This is a genomic window from Pseudonocardia sp. T1-2H (assembly GCF_038039215.1).
In the GTDB taxonomy this organism is placed as follows: Bacteria; Actinomycetota; Actinomycetes; order Mycobacteriales; family Pseudonocardiaceae; genus Pseudonocardia.
On record NZ_JBBPCL010000001.1, the window covers coordinates 3,419,431 to 3,437,240 of the forward strand.

Genomic DNA, 17,810 nt, shown 5'->3' on the forward strand with positions numbered 1-17,810 from the left:
ACAGGACCCGGGCTTGGCCGGGGCGATGCAGCCCACGGCCCCGACGATCCTGCTTCGCGGCGGGGAGTTCCTCATGGGAACCGACCACCCAGCGGGCGGACCCGCCGACGGGGAAGGCCCGGTGCATCGGGTTCGGCTCAGCTCCTTCCGGATCGATCCGTACGCGGTCACCAACGCCCGGTTCGCGAGCTTCGTCGCGGCCACCGGTCATGTCACCGATGCCGAGCGTTACGGCTGGTCGTTCGTGTTCGGTGGGTTTCTTCCCGCGGCCTTCCCGCCGACCCGGGCCGCCGCGCCCGCCCCCTGGTGGCGGCAGGTCCACGGCGCGGACTGGAACCACCCGCAGGGCCCGCACTCGGACCTGGACGGACGCGAGGACCACCCCGTCGTGCACGTCTCCTGGAACGACGCGATGGCCTTCTGCGCATGGGACGGCACGCGCCTGCCCACCGAAGCCGAGTGGGAGTACGCCGCCCGCGGTGGTCTGGTCGGCCAGCCCTTCCCGTGGGGCAGCGTGCTCGAACCCGGCGGCCGGCACCGGATGAACGTGTTCCAGGGCCGCTTCCCGGCCGAGAACACCTGCGCCGACGGCTATGCCGGGACCGCACCGGTCGACGCCTACCCACCCAACGGCTTCGGCCTGCACAACGTCACCGGCAACGTCTGGGAGTGGTGCGCCGACTGGTTCGACCCCCACTACTACGCCCACAGCCCCCTGTGTGATCCGGCCGGACCGGACCGTGGCACCCACCGGGTGATGCGCGGAGGCTCCTACCTGTGTCACGCCTCCTACTGCAGCCGCTACCGGGTCGACGCCCGCAGCGCCAGCGAACCCGACAGCTCCACCGGCAACACCGGCTTCCGCGTCGTACAGGACCGTCCGGCGTCGAACCGCGCTGTCGCACATCCGTAGCAGTGGACTGCGTTGATCACCTGGCGGTGATTCCGCCACCGTTCGCCGCGACCACCGACTGCCGGCGGCATCGGTGCGATCTGCGAACCGCCCGGACGGTTTGTGCTCAACTGTAATGCCGCAAGAATTCAGGCGGGGGCTTGGCCTTGGGGTCCTCCTGATGTCGGTGATGCTTGGGTGCGCGTCTTCTGCCGACTTGATCGGCGCTGATAGCCGATCAGGTGCCCGAAGATGGCGCCGAGGATTACGGCTACGGCAATCACCTGCCCCAGGGAGGAGTGGGTGGTGAAGAAGATCCAATGGACCGTTTGGGATTCGGAGTTACTCAGCGCCCAGGCGATCACATGGGTGCCCACAACGATGGCCGTGAACAGCCACCAGTACTGACGGCAGAACGCGAGCGCGCGGTGCGTCGGCCTTGGTGCTTGATCACTCGCACCCGGCGCCGCTGCGGTCCCGTTGACTGAGTTCATCTGCCCTCTCCCTCCGCTCTGCGGCTCCTGACAGGGGTGCTACGACGTCGTGGCCGAGCAGTTGGAGGTCCGTGATCGCGACCGGGGTCGCGGCGCCGGTGGCCGCCATCGGGTCTGAACACCAGCCAGACCAGGTCACGGTCAGGAGCACGTTCGAGCTCTCCTAGGTCCGCCGAAGGGGGCTACGGTGTCACGGCGGTCGCCGCGCTGGCGATGGCGCCGGCGCCTCTCATCTCGGGGCGTGGGCACCACCTACCGACGCGGGGTACGGGCCGCAGCCGCCCGAAGCCGGGTGCCGGCGTTGGTAGGGATCGTGCAGCGCTCATGGGGAAGCAGTGGTGAGCTGTCGGTAGTGGGCCGCGCCTCAGCCGAGGATGCTGACCGCGCGAGATACGACGAGGGCGAGTAAGAGAAACGAGGCGAGGGCCTGAACCAGCATCAGTCCCTTCACGCGCCGGCTTAGCGGCATCGTGTCGGTGGGACTCAATGATGTCGAGTTGGTGAACGAAACGTAGAGATAGTCGAAGAACTCCGGGCGCCATCCCTTGCTCAGGCGTTCATCGGTGTTCTGGGGGAATTGAAAGTCCGGCCGTTGGTTCTCGGAACGGGCTCGGGCGCGTGGGCCTCCGCGGTCCAGCTCCCAAAAGCACAATCCGAACAGTACGATGTTCGTCGCCCAGACCACGAGCCCCGACAGGATCAGTGAACGGCCGTCTGCTTCGCCGCCGAGCACGAGGAAGTGCGCGAGGCGCACGACCGCCACACCGTTCGCCACGGCGAGCAGTGAAATCAGCGCGGCTTGCAGGTGACGGTGGGCGGGCGTCTCGTCGCGGGGATCGCGTGGGGTGGTGATGATGAGCGAAAGGAGCAGTAGGGCCTCAAGTCCGAGGATTCCCCACCGAGTGGGGATCAGGTTGTCCAAGAGCAGCAGGAGGTTGAGCGCCAGTACCGCCGCTACCGAGATCTGCGCGGGCAGGTAGACGTTGCTCGTGCTGAACCTGCCGGGCGCGGCCGCTCGCGCTTGCATCAGGTGTTCGGCCTCCTGCGCCATCAAGGCTTGCGCAGCTGCGGATCCGGGGGATCGGCAGTGGGGTGAGCCCGCGCTGTTCCCGCTGCGTCGTCGAGGGCGTGGGAGCTTCTCCCGGCGGGGGCCGTGGCATGAGCCGCCTCCGGTGGCTCCCACGGTTCGGGCTCCTCCCATTTGTAGTGCAGCGCCAGGATGCGGAAGGTGAAGCCCACGGCAACCGCGATGAGGGTCGCCGGCCAGATCGAGAGCCCCGCGTACCAGAGCGGCAGGTAGACGGCGCTGGTGAGGAGGGCGGTCCCGACGAACCACTCGCCCCGGAGGAAGTGCTTCGGAGTCATGCCCGAGGTGATGTCGATCAAGAAGCGACCCGTGGTGGCCCCGGTTACACCGACGGCCAGGGCGACGATCGGCGGCAGGCCGGCCTCCAGCGACTTGTAGGCCCCGAGTGCGGCGAACCAGGGCAGCGAGAAGGCAGCCATGAACCGGAACATGCCTTCGCGCACCTTCTGGCCGGTGTGGTAGTTGAGGTAGAGCGCGAGCACGGCCGCGAGGGTGGCGAAGACGACGTAGTACGGGCTCTGAAGCGGATCGGGCACCGTGTTGAGCAGGATGTCGCGCATGACTCCGCCCCCGATGCCACCGAAGATCGCGAGTATCACGATCCCGACCCGGGTGTAGTGGCGGTAGTGGGTGGGCCGCCGGGCCAGGAGGGCGCCGTTGAACGCGTTCGTCGTGGCCGCGATCAGGTCGATGATGAAGAAGCTCCCGAGTGCCGGTGTCAGGTTTTTCAGGATCGCGTCCCAGAGGCTTCCCATGTCATCTGCTCCGTACGATCGACCGTGCGCCGCAAGCTCATGTGTTCATCGGCCGTGTCGGTGGTTCGCTGGGTAGGTGATCGCCTCGGCGTGCCGAGCCACCCCGGTGTCCTGCGTGGCTTGCCACGCAGGGAGCCTGACCGAGCGTGGCTCGGGCGACAATGGGGCGGGCACGTGTGCTGCCGGGGAGCGGGCCTTACTTCTTACGGGGCCCTCCTAGGCTCCGATCGGTCCGCTCGCCCTGACCCGCGGGGCGCCTATGCTCGCCTCGTGGCCACTCGGGTGGTGCTGGCCGACGACAGCCTCATCGTTCGTGAGGGGCTGGAGCGATTGCTGGCCGCCTGCGAGGAGGTGAAGGTGGTCGACTCGTGCGGGGACGGTGGCTCCCTCCGCGCGGCGATCCGCCAGCACGACCCGGACGTCGTCGTCACCGACATCCGCATGCCACCGTCCAATACCGACGAAGGCATCCAGCTCGCGGCAGAGCTACGCGAGACCGCCCCGAAGATCGGCGTCGTCGTCCTGAGCCAGTACACGCAGGCTGCCTACGTGATGCGCCTGTTCGAGAGTGGCTCCAGCGGCAGGGCTTATCTGCTCAAGGACCGCGTGCACGACCGCGAGGAGCTCTTCCGGGCCATCGCGACGGTGGCCGATGGGGGGTCGGCGATCGATGCGAAGGTGGTCGAGGTGCTGGTCGAGGCTCGCGCCAGGGCGCACCGCTCCCCGCTCACCGAGCTGACCGCGCGTGAGGTCGAGGTCCTGCGGGCGATCGCCGAGGGGAAGAGCAACGCGGCGATCGCCGAGGAACTGGCGCTGACCAAACACGCCGTGGAGAAGCACATCAACTCGATCTTCCTCAAGCTGGGCCTCGCGTCCTCGCCGATGGCCGACAGCGTCAGCAAGCGGGTCAAGGCGGCCCTGCTCTTCCTCGCCGAGTCCGACGTGCCGGCCGGGGACGCCTAGCACCCCGAAGACCAGGGGTGCGTGCACGCTGGTCCCCTGACCTCCCCCACTGCGACCCTTCGGTGGTGGTGCGCGTGCTCACCGTCGACGACTATCCGCCCTTCCTCGAGATGGCCCACGCCCTTCTGGTCGCCACCCCAGGTTTCGAGCCGACCGCGGAGGTCGGGTCGGGGGAGGAGGGCCTGGCCGCGATCCGTGAGGAGGTCCCCGACCTGGTGCTCGTGGACGTACACCTACCGGGGATGGACGGCATCGAGCTCACGCGCAGGATCAGGGCCAGCGAGCGCGCACCCGTCGTCGTTCTGATCTCGACCGAGGATCCCAGCCGGCTCCCCGCCGCGGCCCGAAGCTGCGGCGCGGCCGCAGTGATCAGCAAACACGAACTCGCGCCCGCGCGCCTGCGCCAACTGTGGCAGGCGCACGGGCAGCCGGTAGCGGAATAGTCAACCCTCGGTCCCTCGCCGCGCCCCGCAGGACGCCAGATCGGGTTCGGCGCGGCGGCCCGAGAGGCCCCCTGATGATCACATGCCCCTGGCGAGCCTGGCCGAAGGGCTTGACGGGGACCTGCCCCCGGTCCGCAGCGGGCTCAGGAGCAGTCGGGCTCGAAGCTCAGCGAGGTGAGCGCCGAAGGAACAGACGGGCTCTCGTTGCGGGCCGCGCCCGAAGCGCGTGGGGGGCCAGAGCCGCCGCGGCACCGGCGTGGAACACGACGACCGGCCACAGGAGCACCCCGTCCGCGGCCTCCGAGGCGCCGGCAGCGCCCAGAATCGCTGCCGTCGAGGCGTTGTAGCTGGTGAAGGCGCAGACCACGCCTCTTGTCGGCGGTTCGCCGTCCGCTAGCAGGCCCGCCACGCCGAGAGCGACCAGCGCGCCTCCAAAGACCCTTCCGATGAGCGCCAGCCGCTCGGCAGCCGGAGGTCCGATCAGCAGCTTGATCACCACAGAGGGAACCGCGAGGAGCGCCAGGCCCGTGCCGAACTCGAGGCCTGCGCTGAGCCGCACCATCGCCGCACCGAGCTGATCTTCCTCCCTCATCAGGCAATCCTTTACAGGGTGGGTGCCGGTGGATGGGACCGGTCATCGGCCCGACCCCGGACCGGCAGCGGGGCATCCAGCCTGGCGATGGCGAGGCTCCCGCGCCATCCTGCCTGCACGTGGACGTGCCATCCTGCCTGCACGTCGACGTGAGGGGGGCCCGCTTTCCACCGGCCACCGGAACTGCGCCCCGCGCGGGGCGCGCTCACGGAGATCGCGGCCGTGGCCAAAGCCCTGTGAACGCGTCGGCGGCGAGATAGTCGGGGCGCTTGTAGATCGACAGGGCTTCCACGTCTGGCCCCGCCACCTCGGCATCGCCGTGCGCCCCCTGCGCGGCTGTAGCTGAGTTGCCCAAGGCACTCCCCGCCATGCCGAAGGTTGTGGGGTGCCGCAGTGCGCCATCGAGCATGCTCGTCGATCGGGGTGGTGTGCGCACATCCGTGGGTGGTGGAGTACGCACCACCGGAAGGATGCCGTCCGCATCATGGCGGATCCGTCGTGGACCTGCGAGCGTTGCTGGCCGTCCCACATCGCGCCTGGAGATCCACCAGACCGCCAGAAAATTCGCTTAGACGACGGAGGGCCCCAGGGGTGCGACGTCTTTACGGACGGGGTCTCTTGGGGCGCCTACTAGGCGACGGAATCGCTCGATCCAGGCGACGATAGCGTAGGGGAAGCGAGGACAAGGACCATGAGTGGTGAATCAGTTGACCGCACCGTTCTACCCATCCGTCGTCCGCCGTTCAGCGGCGTCGTGAGCAGAACTCTCGAGGGCTCGAAGCCGGATTGGGAGCACTCCAAGAACGTCAGGGCGCCTGACGGCGCCCCGAACGTCCTGCTCGTCCTGATCGACGACGCCGGCTTCGGCAACCCGGCCACGTTCGGCGGCCCCATCGACACGCCCAACTACACGCGAATGGCGGAGGGCGGGCTTCGGTACAACCGATTTCACGTGACGGCTGTCTGCTCGCCGACCAGGTCTGCCCTGCTGACGTCCCGGAACCAGCACCGGGTGGGATTCGGCCTGGTGAGCGAATTCTCGGGGCCGTTCCCCGGCTATAATGCGACCATCCCGCGGGATTGCACGCCGTTCCCGCGTGTCCTGCAGGAGAACGGCTACCTGACGGGCGCGTTCGGCAAGTGGCATCTGTCCCCGGACGACCAGACCGGTGCGTCCGGGCCGTTCAACCGCCGGCCGAACGCGCTCGGATTCGATTATTTCTGGGGCTTCCTCGGCGGCGAGGTGGGCCAGTTCGATCCGCTGATCACCGAGAATCAGTCGGTTGCGGGCGTGCCCGAGGGGAAGGACGGCGAGTCGTACTATTTCCCGGACGACATGGCCGAGAAGACGATCGCCTGGCTTCACGCCGTGCACGCCGAGGATGCCGAGAAGCCATGGTTCGTCTACTACTCGACGGGGTGTAGCCACGCACCCCACCACGTTCCCCAGAGATGGGCCGACAAATACAAGGGGAGGTTCGACCAGGGCTGGGACACCCTCCGCGAGGAGACCTTCGCTCGGCAGAAGATGCTGGGCGTGGTGCCGGCCGACGCCGAGCTGTCGTCGCGAGACGACGCGTTCCCGGCCTGGGAGTCTCTCGACGAGACGAGCAAGCGCCTGTTCGCCCGCCAGATGGAGGTCTACGCCGGCTACTCCGAGAACGCCGACTGGAACGTGGGCCGCGTCCTCGGTGCGATCGAGGAGATGGGGAAGCGAGAACACGCTGGTGATCTGGATCTGGGGCGACAACGGTGCCAGCTTGGAGGGCACGCTCACCGGGACGTTCAACGAGCTCACGTCGCTGAACGGCATCCCGCTCACGGCGGATCAGCAGCTCGGGCTCGTGCTGAAGCACGGGGGGCTCGAGGCGTGGGGCAGCGACATGATGGCTCCCCACTACTCCTGCGGCTGGGCGTGGGCGAGCAACTGCCCGTTCAACTGGGGCAAGCAGGTCGCATCGCATCTCGGCGGTACGCGCGACCCGATGGTTGTCCACTGGCCGGGCCACGTCCGCGACACGGGTGCTGTGCGCAGCCACTTCACGCACGTGATCGACGTGGGCCCGACGATCCTGGAGGTGGCGGGGATTCCGCAGCCGACGAGGGTCGACGGCATCGAGCAGGAGCCGATGCACGGCTTCACTTTCGCCGACTCGATCTCCGATCCGGACGCGGAGGAACGGCACACGCAGCAGTACTTCGAGGCGCTCGGGAATCGGGGGATGTACAAGGACGGCTGGTGGCTGGCGCAGCGGCTCCCGAGGGTCCCGTGGACGTTCGACCCGGAGACGATGAAGAAGTACGCGCCGGGCGTCTGGGACCCGGACACCGACCCGGTCGAGCTGTACTACCTGCCCGACGACTTCGCACAGGCACGCAACCTCGCGGAGGAGCGTCCGGACAAGGTCAAGGAGCTGCGGGAGCTGTTCTGGGTCGAGGCCGAGAAGTACCAGGTGCTGCCGCTGCTCGGGGGGCTGAGCTCGTTCTTCGGGATCGTGGCGCCGCGCCCGCGGCAGACGACGTTCACCTACCACGCCGACGTCCAGAACATCTCCGCCGGGATGATCCCTGGGATCTACAACCGCTCCTACACGATCAGGGTCGATCTCGTGATCCCGGAGGGCGGTGCCGAAGGTGTGATCGTGGCCAATGCCGATCACCTCGGCGGCTTCGCGCTGTTCGTCCAGGACGGCAAGGTCAAGCACACCTACTCGTTCCTGGGTGTGCAGGAGTACCGCCAGGAGGCAGAGGAACCGCTCCCGACCGGGGAGGTGACGGTGGAGATGGTCTTCGCCGCCGACGCGCCGAAGCCCGCGACCGGGGGAGAGGTGACGCTGCTGGTCAACGGCCGGCGCGTCGGCTCCGGACGGATGGAGCACACCGTGCCGAAGCGCTTCACCGGCTACGCGGGCATGGACATCGGTCGCGATAACGGCCTGCCGGTCGACCGCAGCTACGCACACAGGTCACCGTTCGCCTTCACCGGCGAGATCAAGCAGGTCGTCTTCGACATCGCGCCGAACCTGAGCGAAGAGGACGCGCAAGCGCTCCACGAGCACGCACAACAGGCGCTCGCGGCCCACGGGGCGAACGCTTAGATACACCGCCCTGCGAAAGGTAGGACGATGAATGACAAACCGCTGGACGTGCTGATCGCCGTCTACCTGATCCCAGATCTCGCACAACAGGACTTCGACAGGCTCGTGACGCTCGTCCAGGACGAGGTCATCGCCGGCAACAGCGTCGTACTGGTCAGCAAGGATGCCGACGGCGAAATCCACGTGAGCGAGGCGGGTGACGACACGGGCAAGCGCCTCAAGGTGGCCCGCAAGGCCATCAGGCACCTCGTCGCAAAGAAGATGGGCGACGAGCTCGACCAGCAACTGCCTCCGGGTTCGGCCGGAGTGGTCGCCGTCTACGACCACGCCGACGCCGACGCCGACGCCGTCGACAAGGCCCTCCTCAACGCGACCAGGAAGTCAACCAGCCAGATCGACAAGGCCGGCGCCAAGCAGCTGAAGGAGGGTCTGACCGAGGCCGGGACGGGACTGTCGGGCTGATGTGGCCCACGAACGCCTGATCGAAACGACGAGCATAGGCGCAGCCGTTGTTTGGCGCTGGTGAGCCGTAGCTGGACGGAAACCCTGGTCCGCTCCGGTGACGGGGGCGGAGCGGGCCGGGCACAGCACCCTCTGAATCGATCTTCGCTCGTGATTGTTGATCTCGGATTGGTTGTTCGCGATCGCGGGCGTGATGACGTATCGGCCTGCTCTGCGGCCAGTCGCCCGAGCCGGGGGTACGGACCGCCCTGCCGCACTACGCCGCTCCGCCCGCGACCAGCAGATGCCGGGGATGGGCTTGGCCAAGAGCCAGCGCAGAGTAGTGCCCATGCACCCGGATCTGGCCGACTTCGACGGCGCGGAGGGGTGCTGTTTATCGGTCAGCGCAGAAGAGAGGTCGGCATACTCGCACTGAACGCCGCCACGATTCCAGCGGGCGGCCTCCTGCCCGTGGACGGTGACGGCCGCCGGCATGGTCAACGCTGCGACCTCTATGCGGTCGACGCTGATCCCGCCAGCCGCGCACTCGGCGGTGCGAGGCAGTAGTAGGCGGTGCCGTAGTTGCCGGTCGGTGGGGCGGGGTGTCCCCACATCCAGCAGGGTCTGACACGGGCGTTCGGCCAAGACGGCGTCGGCGGTCGACGCGGGGCTTCACGTCGCTACGGCCTCACCTAGTCACCTAGTAGGGGTGATGCCGGGCCGTCCGTGGACCGGTGTGCTGGACCGCGGCTGCAGCTGGGACGGTGGAAGAAGCCCTGCGATGGCACTGAACGCGCACAAGCCGGGCGCGGCCTTCCCGGAGGTGATCGGCCCGACGGCCCTCGGCGCGGCGGGCCTGGCCTTATCGGCCTCGTCGGCCTGGATCGCGCTGGCAAACCACGGTGCCCCGAACGCGGCTCCCGCCGCCCTGGTCGACTCCGTCACGGTGGCGATCCTCGTCGGCGTCGGGCTGTTCGCCTGGGAGCGCGACCCTGCGAGCCGGTTCGGCGTCATGCTGGTCGCCGCCGGGTTCGGGTCGTTCCTGGCCTCGCTGAGCGCTTCGGGTGTCCCCCTCCTCTACAGCGTCGGTCGGGTCTCGTTCTGGATACTCCAGCCGCTCCTGATCTACCTGTTCCTCGCCTACCCCTCGGGGCGGCTGGCTACCAGGCCGGAGCGAGCAGTCGTTGCGATTGCGGCGGCCACGGTTGTTGTGCTCTATCTGCCGACGGCGACGCTCGTGCACGACTACCCGCTGCTGCCCGCCTACTGTTCCGAGGCGTGTCCCCGCAACGTTTTTCAGGTGGTCGGGGCAGAGCCCGACGTTGTCGGCTCGCTCGTCATCCCGGGGCGGGAGTTGATCACGATCGGGATCTACGTGGCGACAGCTTTCCTCTTGCTCGATCGGCTGCGCGCAACACGGCTGATGCGCCATAGCCTTACACCGGTACTCGCGGCGGTGATCCTGCACAGCTTGGCGCTGGCCGCTGGCATTGTGGCTCGTCGCATCGGGGCGGGCGCCGCCGTCGAGGCCTTGGTCTGGATCGCCCTGCTCACGAATCCGGTGGCCGCGCTGGGATTCCTGGTCGGGTTACTGCGCTGGCGCGTCTATGCGGCGCGCGTCTTCGAGCGTCTCGGGCACGCCCGCGATGAACCCTCCGATCCCGAGCAGGTCCGCGGTCGGCTCGCGGAGGCGCTGGGCGATTCCAGTCTTGAGCTCTACTACACCGGCGACGGCGAGTCGCAGACGTGGCACGATCACGCCGGCCGCCCAGTGGTCTTGCCGAGCGCCCCGGAACGTTGCGTGGTCAACGTTGACGATCAGGGAGACGTGATCGCTGCCATCGTCTGCGATCCGGCGCTGAACGATCAGCGCTGCATCGTCGAGGCGGCGGGCTCCTGGGCCGCAGCACGTCTGGTGAGAAGGCGCCTCACCACCGCGCTCGCCGCGTCGCTTCGCAGCGTCGAGGCCTCGCGACGCCGACTGGCCGTCGCGGCGGCGAGCGAGCGGCGGCGGATCGAGCGCAACCTCCACGACGGTGCCCAGCAGCAGCTCGTGATGGTGCGGATCGGGCTGGCCCTGGTGGAAGAAGAGATTGCCCGGAACCCCGAACGGGGCGCCGAGCTCCTGCGGGAGTTGGCCCCTCGCATCGATTCGGTAATCGATGAGGTCCGCTCGATCGCGCGCGGCATCTACCCATCGCTGCTCGCCGATGCCGGGCTTGCCGAGGCCCTGCGGGACATCGCCCGCTTCGGCCAGCCGCCGATCATGTTCGACGCACAAGCCCTGCAGAGATACCCCCTCGAGATCGAAGCCGCGGTCTACTTCTGCTGCGTGGAGGCCCTTCAGAACGTCACCAAGCACGCGCATGCCTCCGCGGTCTCCATGGAGCTCGCGGGCAATGATGGCGAACTTCACTTCGAGGTCAGCGACAATGGGAGCGGATTCGTGGTCGGCAACGGCACCGGCGGCGCCGGGCTGACCAACATGCGGGACCGCATCGCAGCCATCGGAGGTTCACTGGCGATCGACTCCTGGCCCGGCCGCGGAACGACTGTCAGGGGCAGGGTCCCGATCAAGCCGCGCTGACCGCGATGCGTCGACCAGTCCGGTGCAGCCGTTAGCAGCGCGAAGCAACTTCGTGTCGATACGTGAGACGTTCGTCTGCTACTGCCATCAGCAGGTGCTGCTGGTGCATCCAGCGTGGCGAGGAGGCCTGGCGACCAAGCCGGGGCTCCTCGCCACCGGCCCGGCGTGGCTCAGCCGGCTCACCGGCCTCGAGCGGGGGTGCATGATGACGCGGGGACGGAATCGGACAGAGACGGTCCGTACCGGCAGGGGCGCAGCGCCCGAAATTTGCTCGACATGCCGAATTCAGCGTCCATTAGCGGTCGCGGTAGCGCAGCCAGGGCCGGACCTGCTCGCGAACGATCCACCTGATGCCGTCGTGCCTGGGGGTGCCGCAGATCAGGCGGGGGTACTCCGCGATGAGGTCGGGGGAACACGGTGCCCAGCTCGGAGTACCCCGCGTCATCGGATGGTGCGAACGGCACGTTCAGGCTGGCTCGTAGGGACTGCTGAAGGGCGTCCTTGTAGGTGATCTCGACCAGGGACAGCAGCTGGGTGCGGAGGTTGTGCAGATCGACCGGCCAGTGCTGGCCGTCCTGTTCGGTGATGCCTTCGGGGCCGATGTAGATGTGATCGTGCAGGCGGGCGACGTCGCCCTGCCACTCGCCCTTCCAGCTGGCCTGTGGGTGCAAGACCGCGGTGAGGTAGAGCCGGCCGGGTGTGAACACCCCGACGCTGCGGCCGCTGGGCAGCCGCGCGTGATAGCCGACCTTGAGCATCACGTTCTCGCGCAGGCAGCGGAGTGCTGCCTGCCGCGCCTCGGCCCAGGCCGTGTCGATCGCCTCGACGTACTTCGGCTGGTCCTCGAGGATCCCGGCGAGGTAGAGGATGCCGATGCTGGTCGGCGTATCCAGGTACAGCTCGGCCGCCCCGAACGGCGGTCGCTCGGTGTCGGGATCGAACAGGGGCAGCGCGGGAAGCGGGGTGGCGTGCTTGGTCGTCATTGTCGCCCTCCCCCACCGGGCCGTTGTGGCCCGTTGCGGCTGATGGTACGGACGGGACCGACAAAACCGGGTCCGCACAACGAGCAGGCCCCCGACCGTTGGTCGGGGGCCTGCGGTGTCGTCTAGGCGGTTGTTACGGGGCTGCGGTGGGTGGGGTGGCGGTCGAGGTCTGCTGTTCGCGGGTGCGCCGCCACTGCAGGTCCTCCTGGACGGCCTGCTCGTAGAAGCCCCACCAGTGCCGGGGTTCGGCGAGCTGTCGGCGCGCGGTCCGGATCACCCCGTCCCAGTTGTGCCCGGCGGGCGGGGAGACCAGGGGCCGGCTCCACCGCCGGCGCGGCCCTGATCGGTGGCCTCGGACCGCCGCCCTACTGCTCACCGCCGCCGTTCGCCCTGCTGCTGGCCATGATTCAGGTGGTGGCACATGCGGCTGAATGGGCGCTCAGCCCGTCGATCTCGGCGGCCACCTCGCGGTCTGCGATCGTCACCCGTCGAGCATTCGGCAGTCACGCTTCCCCGCTGGGTGCCGCATCGCCGTCGGACGATTCATCACGGCCTAGCCGAGCCTCGGCGCGTCGGCTCAGGTAATGCGTGACCAGCAGGGCGCCGACCACCAGGACGAGTGCCCCGAGGGTCCCGGTCAGGCCCAGAGCACCTTCGGCACGGCCGTAGGCGGCACCCAGGAGATAACCGGCGCCGGCGACGCCGACGCCCCAGAGCGTCGCGCCCGCCACAATGAACGCGACGAAACGCCGGTACGGGAGGCCACTGGCGCCCGCGATCGACGGAACAAGGGTGCGCAGGAACGCGGCCCAGCGACCGAGCACGACCGCTAGCCCGCCGAACCGCCGGACGAAAGCCCGAGCCTCGCCCAGGCGCCGCGCCGCACGGCCGGAGATACGGGAGAACAGTGCCGGTCCGAGACGAGCCCCCACTGCGTATCCGACACTGTCGCCGGTGATCGCGCCCAGTACCGCAGCCGCCATCACAGCGACCAGCGGCACCCGGCCTTCGTGCGCGAGCACACCGGCGATCAACACCGCGGTCTCCCCCGGAACGACGAGGCCCAGCAGCGTGGAGGCCGCCAACGCCGGAACCACGAATGCCGCCAGGAGCAGCGCCCACGGCGGTGCCGCCGCCAACTCTTTCAAGAGGGTGCTCACCGGTCCCCACCCTCCTCGGCGGGACGAACGGGCCCACCCATCCCGGCGGCCACCATGTCCAGTGCGCGGGCCGTAGACGGGCTGCCCGCCGAGCCGTCAGTCACCGCTCCAGCATCACCGCGACGCGCTGTTACGTCTCCACGGCCAGCTTCAGGCCGATGCCCCCACTCGCCCGAACGTCGAGTACCGGCAAGCCGGAAGAGGACGGACGAAAGCGCCGTCCACACTTCTCGGCCGGCGCACCGGGGCATTCATCCTCGTCGCGGCCGGGCTGCTCGACGGCCGCCGTGCCACCACGCACTGGCGTCACATCGGCGTCCTGAGCAGAGGCTATCCGGACATCACTGTGGAGCCCGACGCGATCTTCGTCCGCGACGGCACGATGTTCATCTCAGCGGGCGTGACGGCGGGCAGTCGCACCTCTCCCCCACCCTGAGCGGCCCCCGCCCGCGGACCTCGGCGGATGGCGCGGTGCGGTCTAGAAGACGTTCTCGGCTTCCAGTACCAGCACGACGGCCATGAGGATGAGCGCTATGCCGCTCAGGAGATCGGAGCGGATTCGGATGAGGCCGGCGGCGGCTCGCCCCAGGTGCAACCCGACGAACGTCATCAGGGCTGTGATGGCAGCGAAGACCGCTGCCGAGAGCACCGGCGAGAACCCGATCAGTCCCAAGCTCGTGCCGGCGAGGAGATTGTCGAAGCTCAGCGAGAGGGGGATGCCGAACAGCATCCACGGATGGTCGATCTCCTCCTCCGGCGTTGCGGTCCTCAGGGAGCGGACGAGCAGGTACGCACCGTATACACCCAGCACGGCCGGCCCCACATAGTCTGCGATCGGGCCGATCGCCTGGCCGAAGTAGCGCCCGAGCACGACGCCCGTCAGCGGCGCCACGCCGTCCCAGAGCCCGAAGGTCAGGGCGACCTGGACGGCACGGCGTCGGCTGAACGGAATCGTCCCGAGCGCGATCGAGGCCCGGAAGTTGTCCAAGCTGAGGGTGAATCCGAGGACGAGAAGCTCGGGGATCATGTGACCACCGGTTGCGGCAACGGAGTCTCGCCGTGTCGACGATCTTCTCCCCTCGTCATCTCCACCCTCCAGTCCGTGGCTTCCGGATCGAATCCGTCGGCGGCTATGTGGTCCCTCGCGCCGACGCCGGTTCGGCGACGTCCAAACGACCGGTCAGGCCCGATGTGGACGAGGGACGAGCACTTCTTCACCTGGCCTGGTCCCCTCGTTGGCAGACCGCACGGTCTCGGCGACGATCTCGTGGTCCGGCGACAGATGGCAGACCGGATCGGTGCGGGCGGCGTCGCCGGTGAGCTGGAACGCCTGGCAGCGGCACCCACCGAAGTCGATCTCACGGCGGTCGCAGCTCCGGCACGGATCCGGCATCCAGGTGGTGCCGCGGAATCGCTGGAAGAGCGGCGATTCCGTCCAGATCCGCGCCAGGGAGTCCTCGCGCACACTCGCGCGCGGGAGGGGAAGCGCGTGCGCGGCGGGACAGGGCAGGACATCGCCGTTGGGCGTCACGGTGAGCTGTCGCGTCCCCCACCCACCCATGCAGGGCTTGGGGTAGCGGCTGTAGTAGTCGGGGAGGACATAGATGACGTCCATCTGTCCGGCCAGGCGCCTACGCGCGGCGCGCACGACCGCGTCCGCCCGCTCGAGCTGCACCCTGCTGGGCAGGAGCATGTCGCGGTTGCGCAACGCCCAGCCGTAGTACTGGGTGTTGGCCAACTCGACACGGTCGGCCTCCAACTCCTCGGCCAGGCCGAGGATGTCGGCGATCTTGTCGATGTTCTGCCGGTGGAGGACGACGTTCACCGTGAGCGGCCAGCCCAGCTCCTTCACGACGCGTGCCGCCTCGATCTTGCGCCGGAAGGACGGGATCCCGGCGATCCGATCCGAGACGATCGGCTCGTCGGCCTGGATGCTGATCTGGACGTGATCGAGCCCGGCCGCCCTGAGCTCTTCCGCGCGGCGCCGGGACAGTCCGATCGCGCTCGTGACGAGGTTCGTGTACAGGCCGAGTGCACCGGCGGTCCGCACGATCTCCACCAGGTCACGGCGCAGGAGCGGCTCACCGCCGGACAAGTGGCATTGCAGGACGCCCAGCTGCTGGGCCTCGGCCAGCACCCGTTGCCACTCCGCCGTGGCCAGCTCGTCGCGGTAGTCGGCGAGGTTGAGCGGGTTGGAGCAGTACGCACAGGACAGGGGGCAGCTGTAGGTGAGCTCGGCCAACAATCCGAAGGGTCTATCCATCGCTGATCTCCACGCACCTCTTGGCGACGAGGCGGGCGAGGAAGTGCTGCACCTCGTCGTCGACCACCCGGTTGTAGCGACCGTGCAGCTCCTCCTCGATCTCGGCCACCGTCCGCTGCCCGTCGCACAGGCCGAGGATGTCCGCGCCCGTCCGGTTCAGGAGCACGACGGATTCCGGCTGCAGCAGCACGTGTTGCTCGCGCGTCCGGTCGAACGTCAACCGGACGTGGCGCGCGAGCCGGGGACGGCTCGACGCCGGCACCGATGTCGTCATTGCTGCCTCGACCCCCATCGCGATCACTCGGGATAGGCCCGGTCGATGGCGTCCATCATGCTCCAGAGCACATCGCACTTGAACGACAGCGCCGCCACGGCGCGCGCCTGTTGCTCACCCGACCGGCAGTGCTCGGTCACCACCTGCAGCGCGTGTTCGGAGTCTCGGGGAGCCTGCTCCAGGCGGGACCGGAAGTACGTGAGGCCGTCCCGGTCGATCCAGGGATAGCAACGCTCGAACGCGACGAGGCGTTCCGACATCAGATCCGGGGCGAAGAGCTCGGTCAACGATGACGCCACCGCCTCCACCCACGGCCGGGTGCGGGCGAACGTGACATAGGCGTCGACGGCGAACCGCACGCCGGGGACGAGGTGCCGTCCGTCGCTCACCTCGTCGCGGGTCAGCCCCACCGCCTCGCCCAGGCGCAGCCACGCTTCGATGCCGCCTTGCCCGTTCGCCGTGCCGTCGTGGTCGACGATGCGGCGGATCCAGCGTCGTCGCACCTCGAGGTCGGGACAGTTGGCGAGGATCGCGGCGTCCTTGCGGGGGATGTTCTCCTGGTAGTAGAAGCGGTTGGCCACCCACCCCCGGATCTGCCGGCGGCTCAGCCGACCGTCGTTCATCCTCAGGTGGAAGGGGTGCTGGTCGTGGTAGCGCTGCGACTGGGAGCGCAGCGCGTCGACGAAGCCGTCGGTCCGTGTCGATGTCGTCATGGCGGTTCTAGACCCGTACCTCGAGCCCGTCTGTGGCCACTTCCATTCCACGCTCCTCGACGAGGCGCCGCTCCGGCGCGTCCTCCAGCAGGATCGGGTTGGTGTTGTTGATGTGCACGTAGATCCTCCGCTCGATGGGCAGCGACGAGAGTTGTTCGAGGCTGCCGTGGGGGCCGTCGATCGGCAGGTGCCCCATCTCGCGGGCCGTCTTGCCGGCCAGGCCGAGCCTGATCAACTCGTCGTCGTGCCAGCACGTCCCGTCGACGAGCAGGCAGGCGCAGTCGTCCAGCTGCTCGCGCACCGTCGAGAGCTCCTGCACGCCCGGCAGGTACACCGCGGCCCGGCCGCTGCGCTCGTCCGTCAGGCGGTAGCCCACGACCCGTCCCTCCTCCCTCACCCGTCCGAAGCGGGTCCGCTTGGTCGTGGGGACGTCGAAGGCCCGGTACGACAGGCCGTCGCCCAGGGACACGTCGGTTCCCGGAACGACCGGTCGCCACTCGACCGGGCAGTAGCGTTCGAGCGTCGTGAGCACCGCCGACCCCTCGCACAACGTCTCGCGCACCGCGGGGGTGGCGTGGAGCTCGAGCGCACGCCCCTCGCGCAGCAACAGCAGGCCGAGCGTGTGGTCGAGCTCGGCGTCGGTGAGCAGCACCGCTTCCAGCGGCGTCGCTCTGCCGTCGCGCGGATGCAGCGCGGGGAAGGCCTCGATCTGCGCACGGATGTCGGGGGACGCGTTGAGCAGGAACCATCGCCGTCCGTCGGCGCTCACCGCGAGCGACGACTGCGTGCGGGGGCGGCAGGGCCGGGAGCCCTCGCGTACCGCACGGCATGTCGGGCAACTGCAGTTCCATTGCGGAAAGCCGCCGCCTGCTGCCGCTCCGAGCACCCGCAGCCACACCCTGGCACTCCGTCCCGGACAGTGGAGGCGCCGGACCCTCGTCCGGCGCCTCCCCACGTCCCGCTAGTCCTCCATCCGGGCGACGTACATCGTCACCTCGGGTGCGACTCCGATCTCGTCGAACTCCGGTGTCTCCCACACGGCGAGCTGAGACTCCATGGATTCAC

At 68.6% G+C, this 17,810-nt stretch carries 18 protein-coding genes and 1 pseudogene; 6 read left to right on the forward strand and 13 right to left on the reverse strand.

The window, feature by feature from the left end; translation table 11 throughout:
• Positions 1 to 25: 25 nt before the first annotated feature.
• Positions 26 to 913: a formylglycine-generating enzyme family protein gene (locus WBK50_RS16875; protein ID WP_341339414.1), complete on the forward strand. Its 888-nt coding sequence runs from the start codon at positions 26 to 28 to the stop codon at positions 911 to 913.
• A gap of 128 nt (positions 914 to 1,041) precedes the next feature.
• On the opposite strand, the gene WBK50_RS16880 is transcribed toward WBK50_RS16875, so the two are convergent.
• The 3 genes from WBK50_RS16880 to WBK50_RS16890 all read right to left on the reverse strand — a co-directional run bounded on the left by WBK50_RS16880 (position 1,042) and on the right by WBK50_RS16890 (position 3,228).
• A complete protein-coding gene (locus WBK50_RS16880; protein ID WP_341336532.1) occupies positions 1,042 to 1,386 on the reverse strand; it encodes a LapA family protein in 345 nt (114 codons plus the stop codon).
• A 364-nt stretch (positions 1,387 to 1,750) separates the two neighbouring features.
• Positions 1,751 to 2,437, reverse strand: coding sequence for a DUF1345 domain-containing protein (locus WBK50_RS16885; protein ID WP_341336533.1), 687 nt, complete (start codon positions 2,435 to 2,437; stop codon positions 1,751 to 1,753).
• A complete protein-coding gene (locus tag WBK50_RS16890) occupies positions 2,437 to 3,228 on the reverse strand; it encodes a trimeric intracellular cation channel family protein (protein WP_341336534.1) in 792 nt (263 codons plus the stop codon). The genes WBK50_RS16885 and WBK50_RS16890 overlap by 1 nt, the downstream gene beginning before the upstream one ends.
• A gap of 282 nt (positions 3,229 to 3,510) precedes the next feature.
• Here WBK50_RS16890 and WBK50_RS16895 point away from each other — a divergent pair, with 282 nt between their 5' ends.
• Together WBK50_RS16895 and WBK50_RS16900 are read left to right on the forward strand one after the other, a co-directional pair.
• The gene (locus tag WBK50_RS16895; protein WP_341336535.1) at positions 3,511 to 4,191 is read left to right on the forward strand and encodes a response regulator transcription factor; all 681 of its coding nucleotides are present in this window, start codon (positions 3,511 to 3,513) and stop codon (positions 4,189 to 4,191) included.
• A gap of 65 nt (positions 4,192 to 4,256) precedes the next feature.
• Positions 4,257 to 4,634, forward strand: coding sequence for a response regulator transcription factor (locus tag WBK50_RS16900; RefSeq protein ID WP_341336536.1), 378 nt, complete (start codon positions 4,257 to 4,259; stop codon positions 4,632 to 4,634).
• A gap of 166 nt (positions 4,635 to 4,800) precedes the next feature.
• On the opposite strand, the gene WBK50_RS16905 is transcribed toward WBK50_RS16900, so the two are convergent.
• Positions 4,801 to 5,226, reverse strand: coding sequence for a hypothetical protein (locus tag WBK50_RS16905; RefSeq protein WP_341336537.1), 426 nt, complete (start codon positions 5,224 to 5,226; stop codon positions 4,801 to 4,803).
• A 691-nt stretch (positions 5,227 to 5,917) separates the two neighbouring features.
• Between WBK50_RS16905 and WBK50_RS16910 the strand changes: the two are divergent.
• The 3 genes and pseudogenes from WBK50_RS16910 (at position 5,918) to WBK50_RS16920 (ending at position 11,352) form a co-directional block, all read left to right on the forward strand.
• Positions 5,918 to 8,324: pseudogene (locus tag WBK50_RS16910) on the forward strand (arylsulfatase).
• Between the two features lie 27 nt (positions 8,325 to 8,351).
• Positions 8,352 to 8,786: a hypothetical protein gene (locus WBK50_RS16915; protein WP_341336538.1), complete on the forward strand. Its 435-nt coding sequence runs from the start codon at positions 8,352 to 8,354 to the stop codon at positions 8,784 to 8,786.
• 760 nt (positions 8,787 to 9,546) lie between these two features.
• Entirely contained in the window at positions 9,547 to 11,352 is a 1,806-nt protein-coding gene (locus tag WBK50_RS16920; RefSeq protein ID WP_341336539.1) for a sensor histidine kinase, read from the forward strand.
• Positions 11,353 to 11,531: 179 nt separating this feature from the next.
• On the opposite strand, the gene WBK50_RS16925 is transcribed toward WBK50_RS16920, so the two are convergent.
• From WBK50_RS16925 to pqqA, 9 genes are all read right to left on the reverse strand, one after another.
• Positions 11,532 to 12,335, reverse strand: coding sequence for a hypothetical protein (locus WBK50_RS16925; protein ID WP_341336540.1), 804 nt, complete (start codon positions 12,333 to 12,335; stop codon positions 11,532 to 11,534).
• Positions 12,336 to 12,468: 133 nt separating this feature from the next.
• The gene (locus WBK50_RS16930; RefSeq protein ID WP_341336541.1) at positions 12,469 to 12,612 is read right to left on the reverse strand and encodes a hypothetical protein; all 144 of its coding nucleotides are present in this window, start codon (positions 12,610 to 12,612) and stop codon (positions 12,469 to 12,471) included.
• A 226-nt stretch (positions 12,613 to 12,838) separates the two neighbouring features.
• Positions 12,839 to 13,495 carry a DedA family protein gene (locus tag WBK50_RS16935; RefSeq protein WP_341336542.1) on the reverse strand — a complete coding sequence of 219 codons (657 nt, stop codon included), beginning with the start codon at positions 13,493 to 13,495 and terminating at the stop codon, positions 12,839 to 12,841.
• A 478-nt stretch (positions 13,496 to 13,973) separates the two neighbouring features.
• Positions 13,974 to 14,522 (reverse strand): manganese efflux pump MntP, encoded by a 549-nt coding sequence (locus WBK50_RS16945; RefSeq protein ID WP_341336543.1) that lies wholly within the window; start codon positions 14,520 to 14,522, stop codon positions 13,974 to 13,976.
• Positions 14,523 to 14,675: 153 nt separating this feature from the next.
• Positions 14,676 to 15,758, reverse strand: a complete 1,083-nt coding sequence (gene pqqE, locus WBK50_RS16950) for a pyrroloquinoline quinone biosynthesis protein PqqE (protein WP_341336544.1) — start codon at positions 15,756 to 15,758, stop codon at positions 14,676 to 14,678.
• A complete protein-coding gene (gene pqqD / locus WBK50_RS16955; RefSeq protein ID WP_341336545.1) occupies positions 15,751 to 16,032 on the reverse strand; it encodes a pyrroloquinoline quinone biosynthesis peptide chaperone PqqD in 282 nt (93 codons plus the stop codon). The genes pqqE and pqqD overlap by 8 nt, the downstream gene beginning before the upstream one ends.
• A 23-nt stretch (positions 16,033 to 16,055) precedes the next feature.
• A complete protein-coding gene (gene pqqC / locus WBK50_RS16960) occupies positions 16,056 to 16,745 on the reverse strand; it encodes a pyrroloquinoline-quinone synthase PqqC (RefSeq protein WP_341336546.1) in 690 nt (229 codons plus the stop codon).
• Between the two features lie 7 nt (positions 16,746 to 16,752).
• Positions 16,753 to 17,700, reverse strand: a complete 948-nt coding sequence (pqqB, locus tag WBK50_RS16965; RefSeq protein ID WP_341336547.1) for a pyrroloquinoline quinone biosynthesis protein PqqB — start codon at positions 17,698 to 17,700, stop codon at positions 16,753 to 16,755.
• A gap of 6 nt (positions 17,701 to 17,706) precedes the next feature.
• Positions 17,707 to 17,802: a pyrroloquinoline quinone precursor peptide PqqA gene (gene pqqA / locus WBK50_RS16970; RefSeq protein ID WP_297493617.1), complete on the reverse strand. Its 96-nt coding sequence runs from the start codon at positions 17,800 to 17,802 to the stop codon at positions 17,707 to 17,709.
• Positions 17,803 to 17,810 lie beyond the last annotated feature (8 nt).

Excerpts from the sequence above, each read along its gene's own strand:
- WBK50_RS16915 (WP_341336538.1), top strand. The coding sequence starts at position 8,352 with ATGAATGACAAACCGCTGGACGTGCTGATCGCCGTCTACCTGATCCCA.
- pqqD (WP_341336545.1), bottom strand. The coding sequence starts at position 16,032 with ATGACGACATCGGTGCCGGCGTCGAGCCGTCCCCGGCTCGCGCGCCAC.
- WBK50_RS16905 (WP_341336537.1), bottom strand. The coding sequence starts at position 5,226 with ATGAGGGAGGAAGATCAGCTCGGTGCGGCGATGGTGCGGCTCAGCGCA.
- pqqC (WP_341336546.1), bottom strand. The coding sequence starts at position 16,745 with ATGACGACATCGACACGGACCGACGGCTTCGTCGACGCGCTGCGCTCC.
- pqqA (WP_297493617.1), bottom strand. The coding sequence starts at position 17,802 with ATGGAGTCTCAGCTCGCCGTGTGGGAGACACCGGAGTTCGACGAGATC.
- WBK50_RS16920 (WP_341336539.1), top strand. The coding sequence starts at position 9,547 with ATGGCACTGAACGCGCACAAGCCGGGCGCGGCCTTCCCGGAGGTGATC.
- WBK50_RS16875 (WP_341339414.1), top strand. The coding sequence starts at position 26 with ATGCAGCCCACGGCCCCGACGATCCTGCTTCGCGGCGGGGAGTTCCTC.
- WBK50_RS16885 (WP_341336533.1), bottom strand. The coding sequence starts at position 2,437 with ATGGCGCAGGAGGCCGAACACCTGATGCAAGCGCGAGCGGCCGCGCCC.
- pqqE (WP_341336544.1), bottom strand. The coding sequence starts at position 15,758 with ATGGATAGACCCTTCGGATTGTTGGCCGAGCTCACCTACAGCTGCCCC.
- WBK50_RS16925 (WP_341336540.1), bottom strand. The coding sequence starts at position 12,335 with ATGACGACCAAGCACGCCACCCCGCTTCCCGCGCTGCCCCTGTTCGAT.
- WBK50_RS16890 (WP_341336534.1), bottom strand. The coding sequence starts at position 3,228 with ATGGGAAGCCTCTGGGACGCGATCCTGAAAAACCTGACACCGGCACTC.
- WBK50_RS16945 (WP_341336543.1), bottom strand. The coding sequence starts at position 14,522 with ATGATCCCCGAGCTTCTCGTCCTCGGATTCACCCTCAGCTTGGACAAC.
- WBK50_RS16880 (WP_341336532.1), bottom strand. The coding sequence starts at position 1,386 with ATGAACTCAGTCAACGGGACCGCAGCGGCGCCGGGTGCGAGTGATCAA.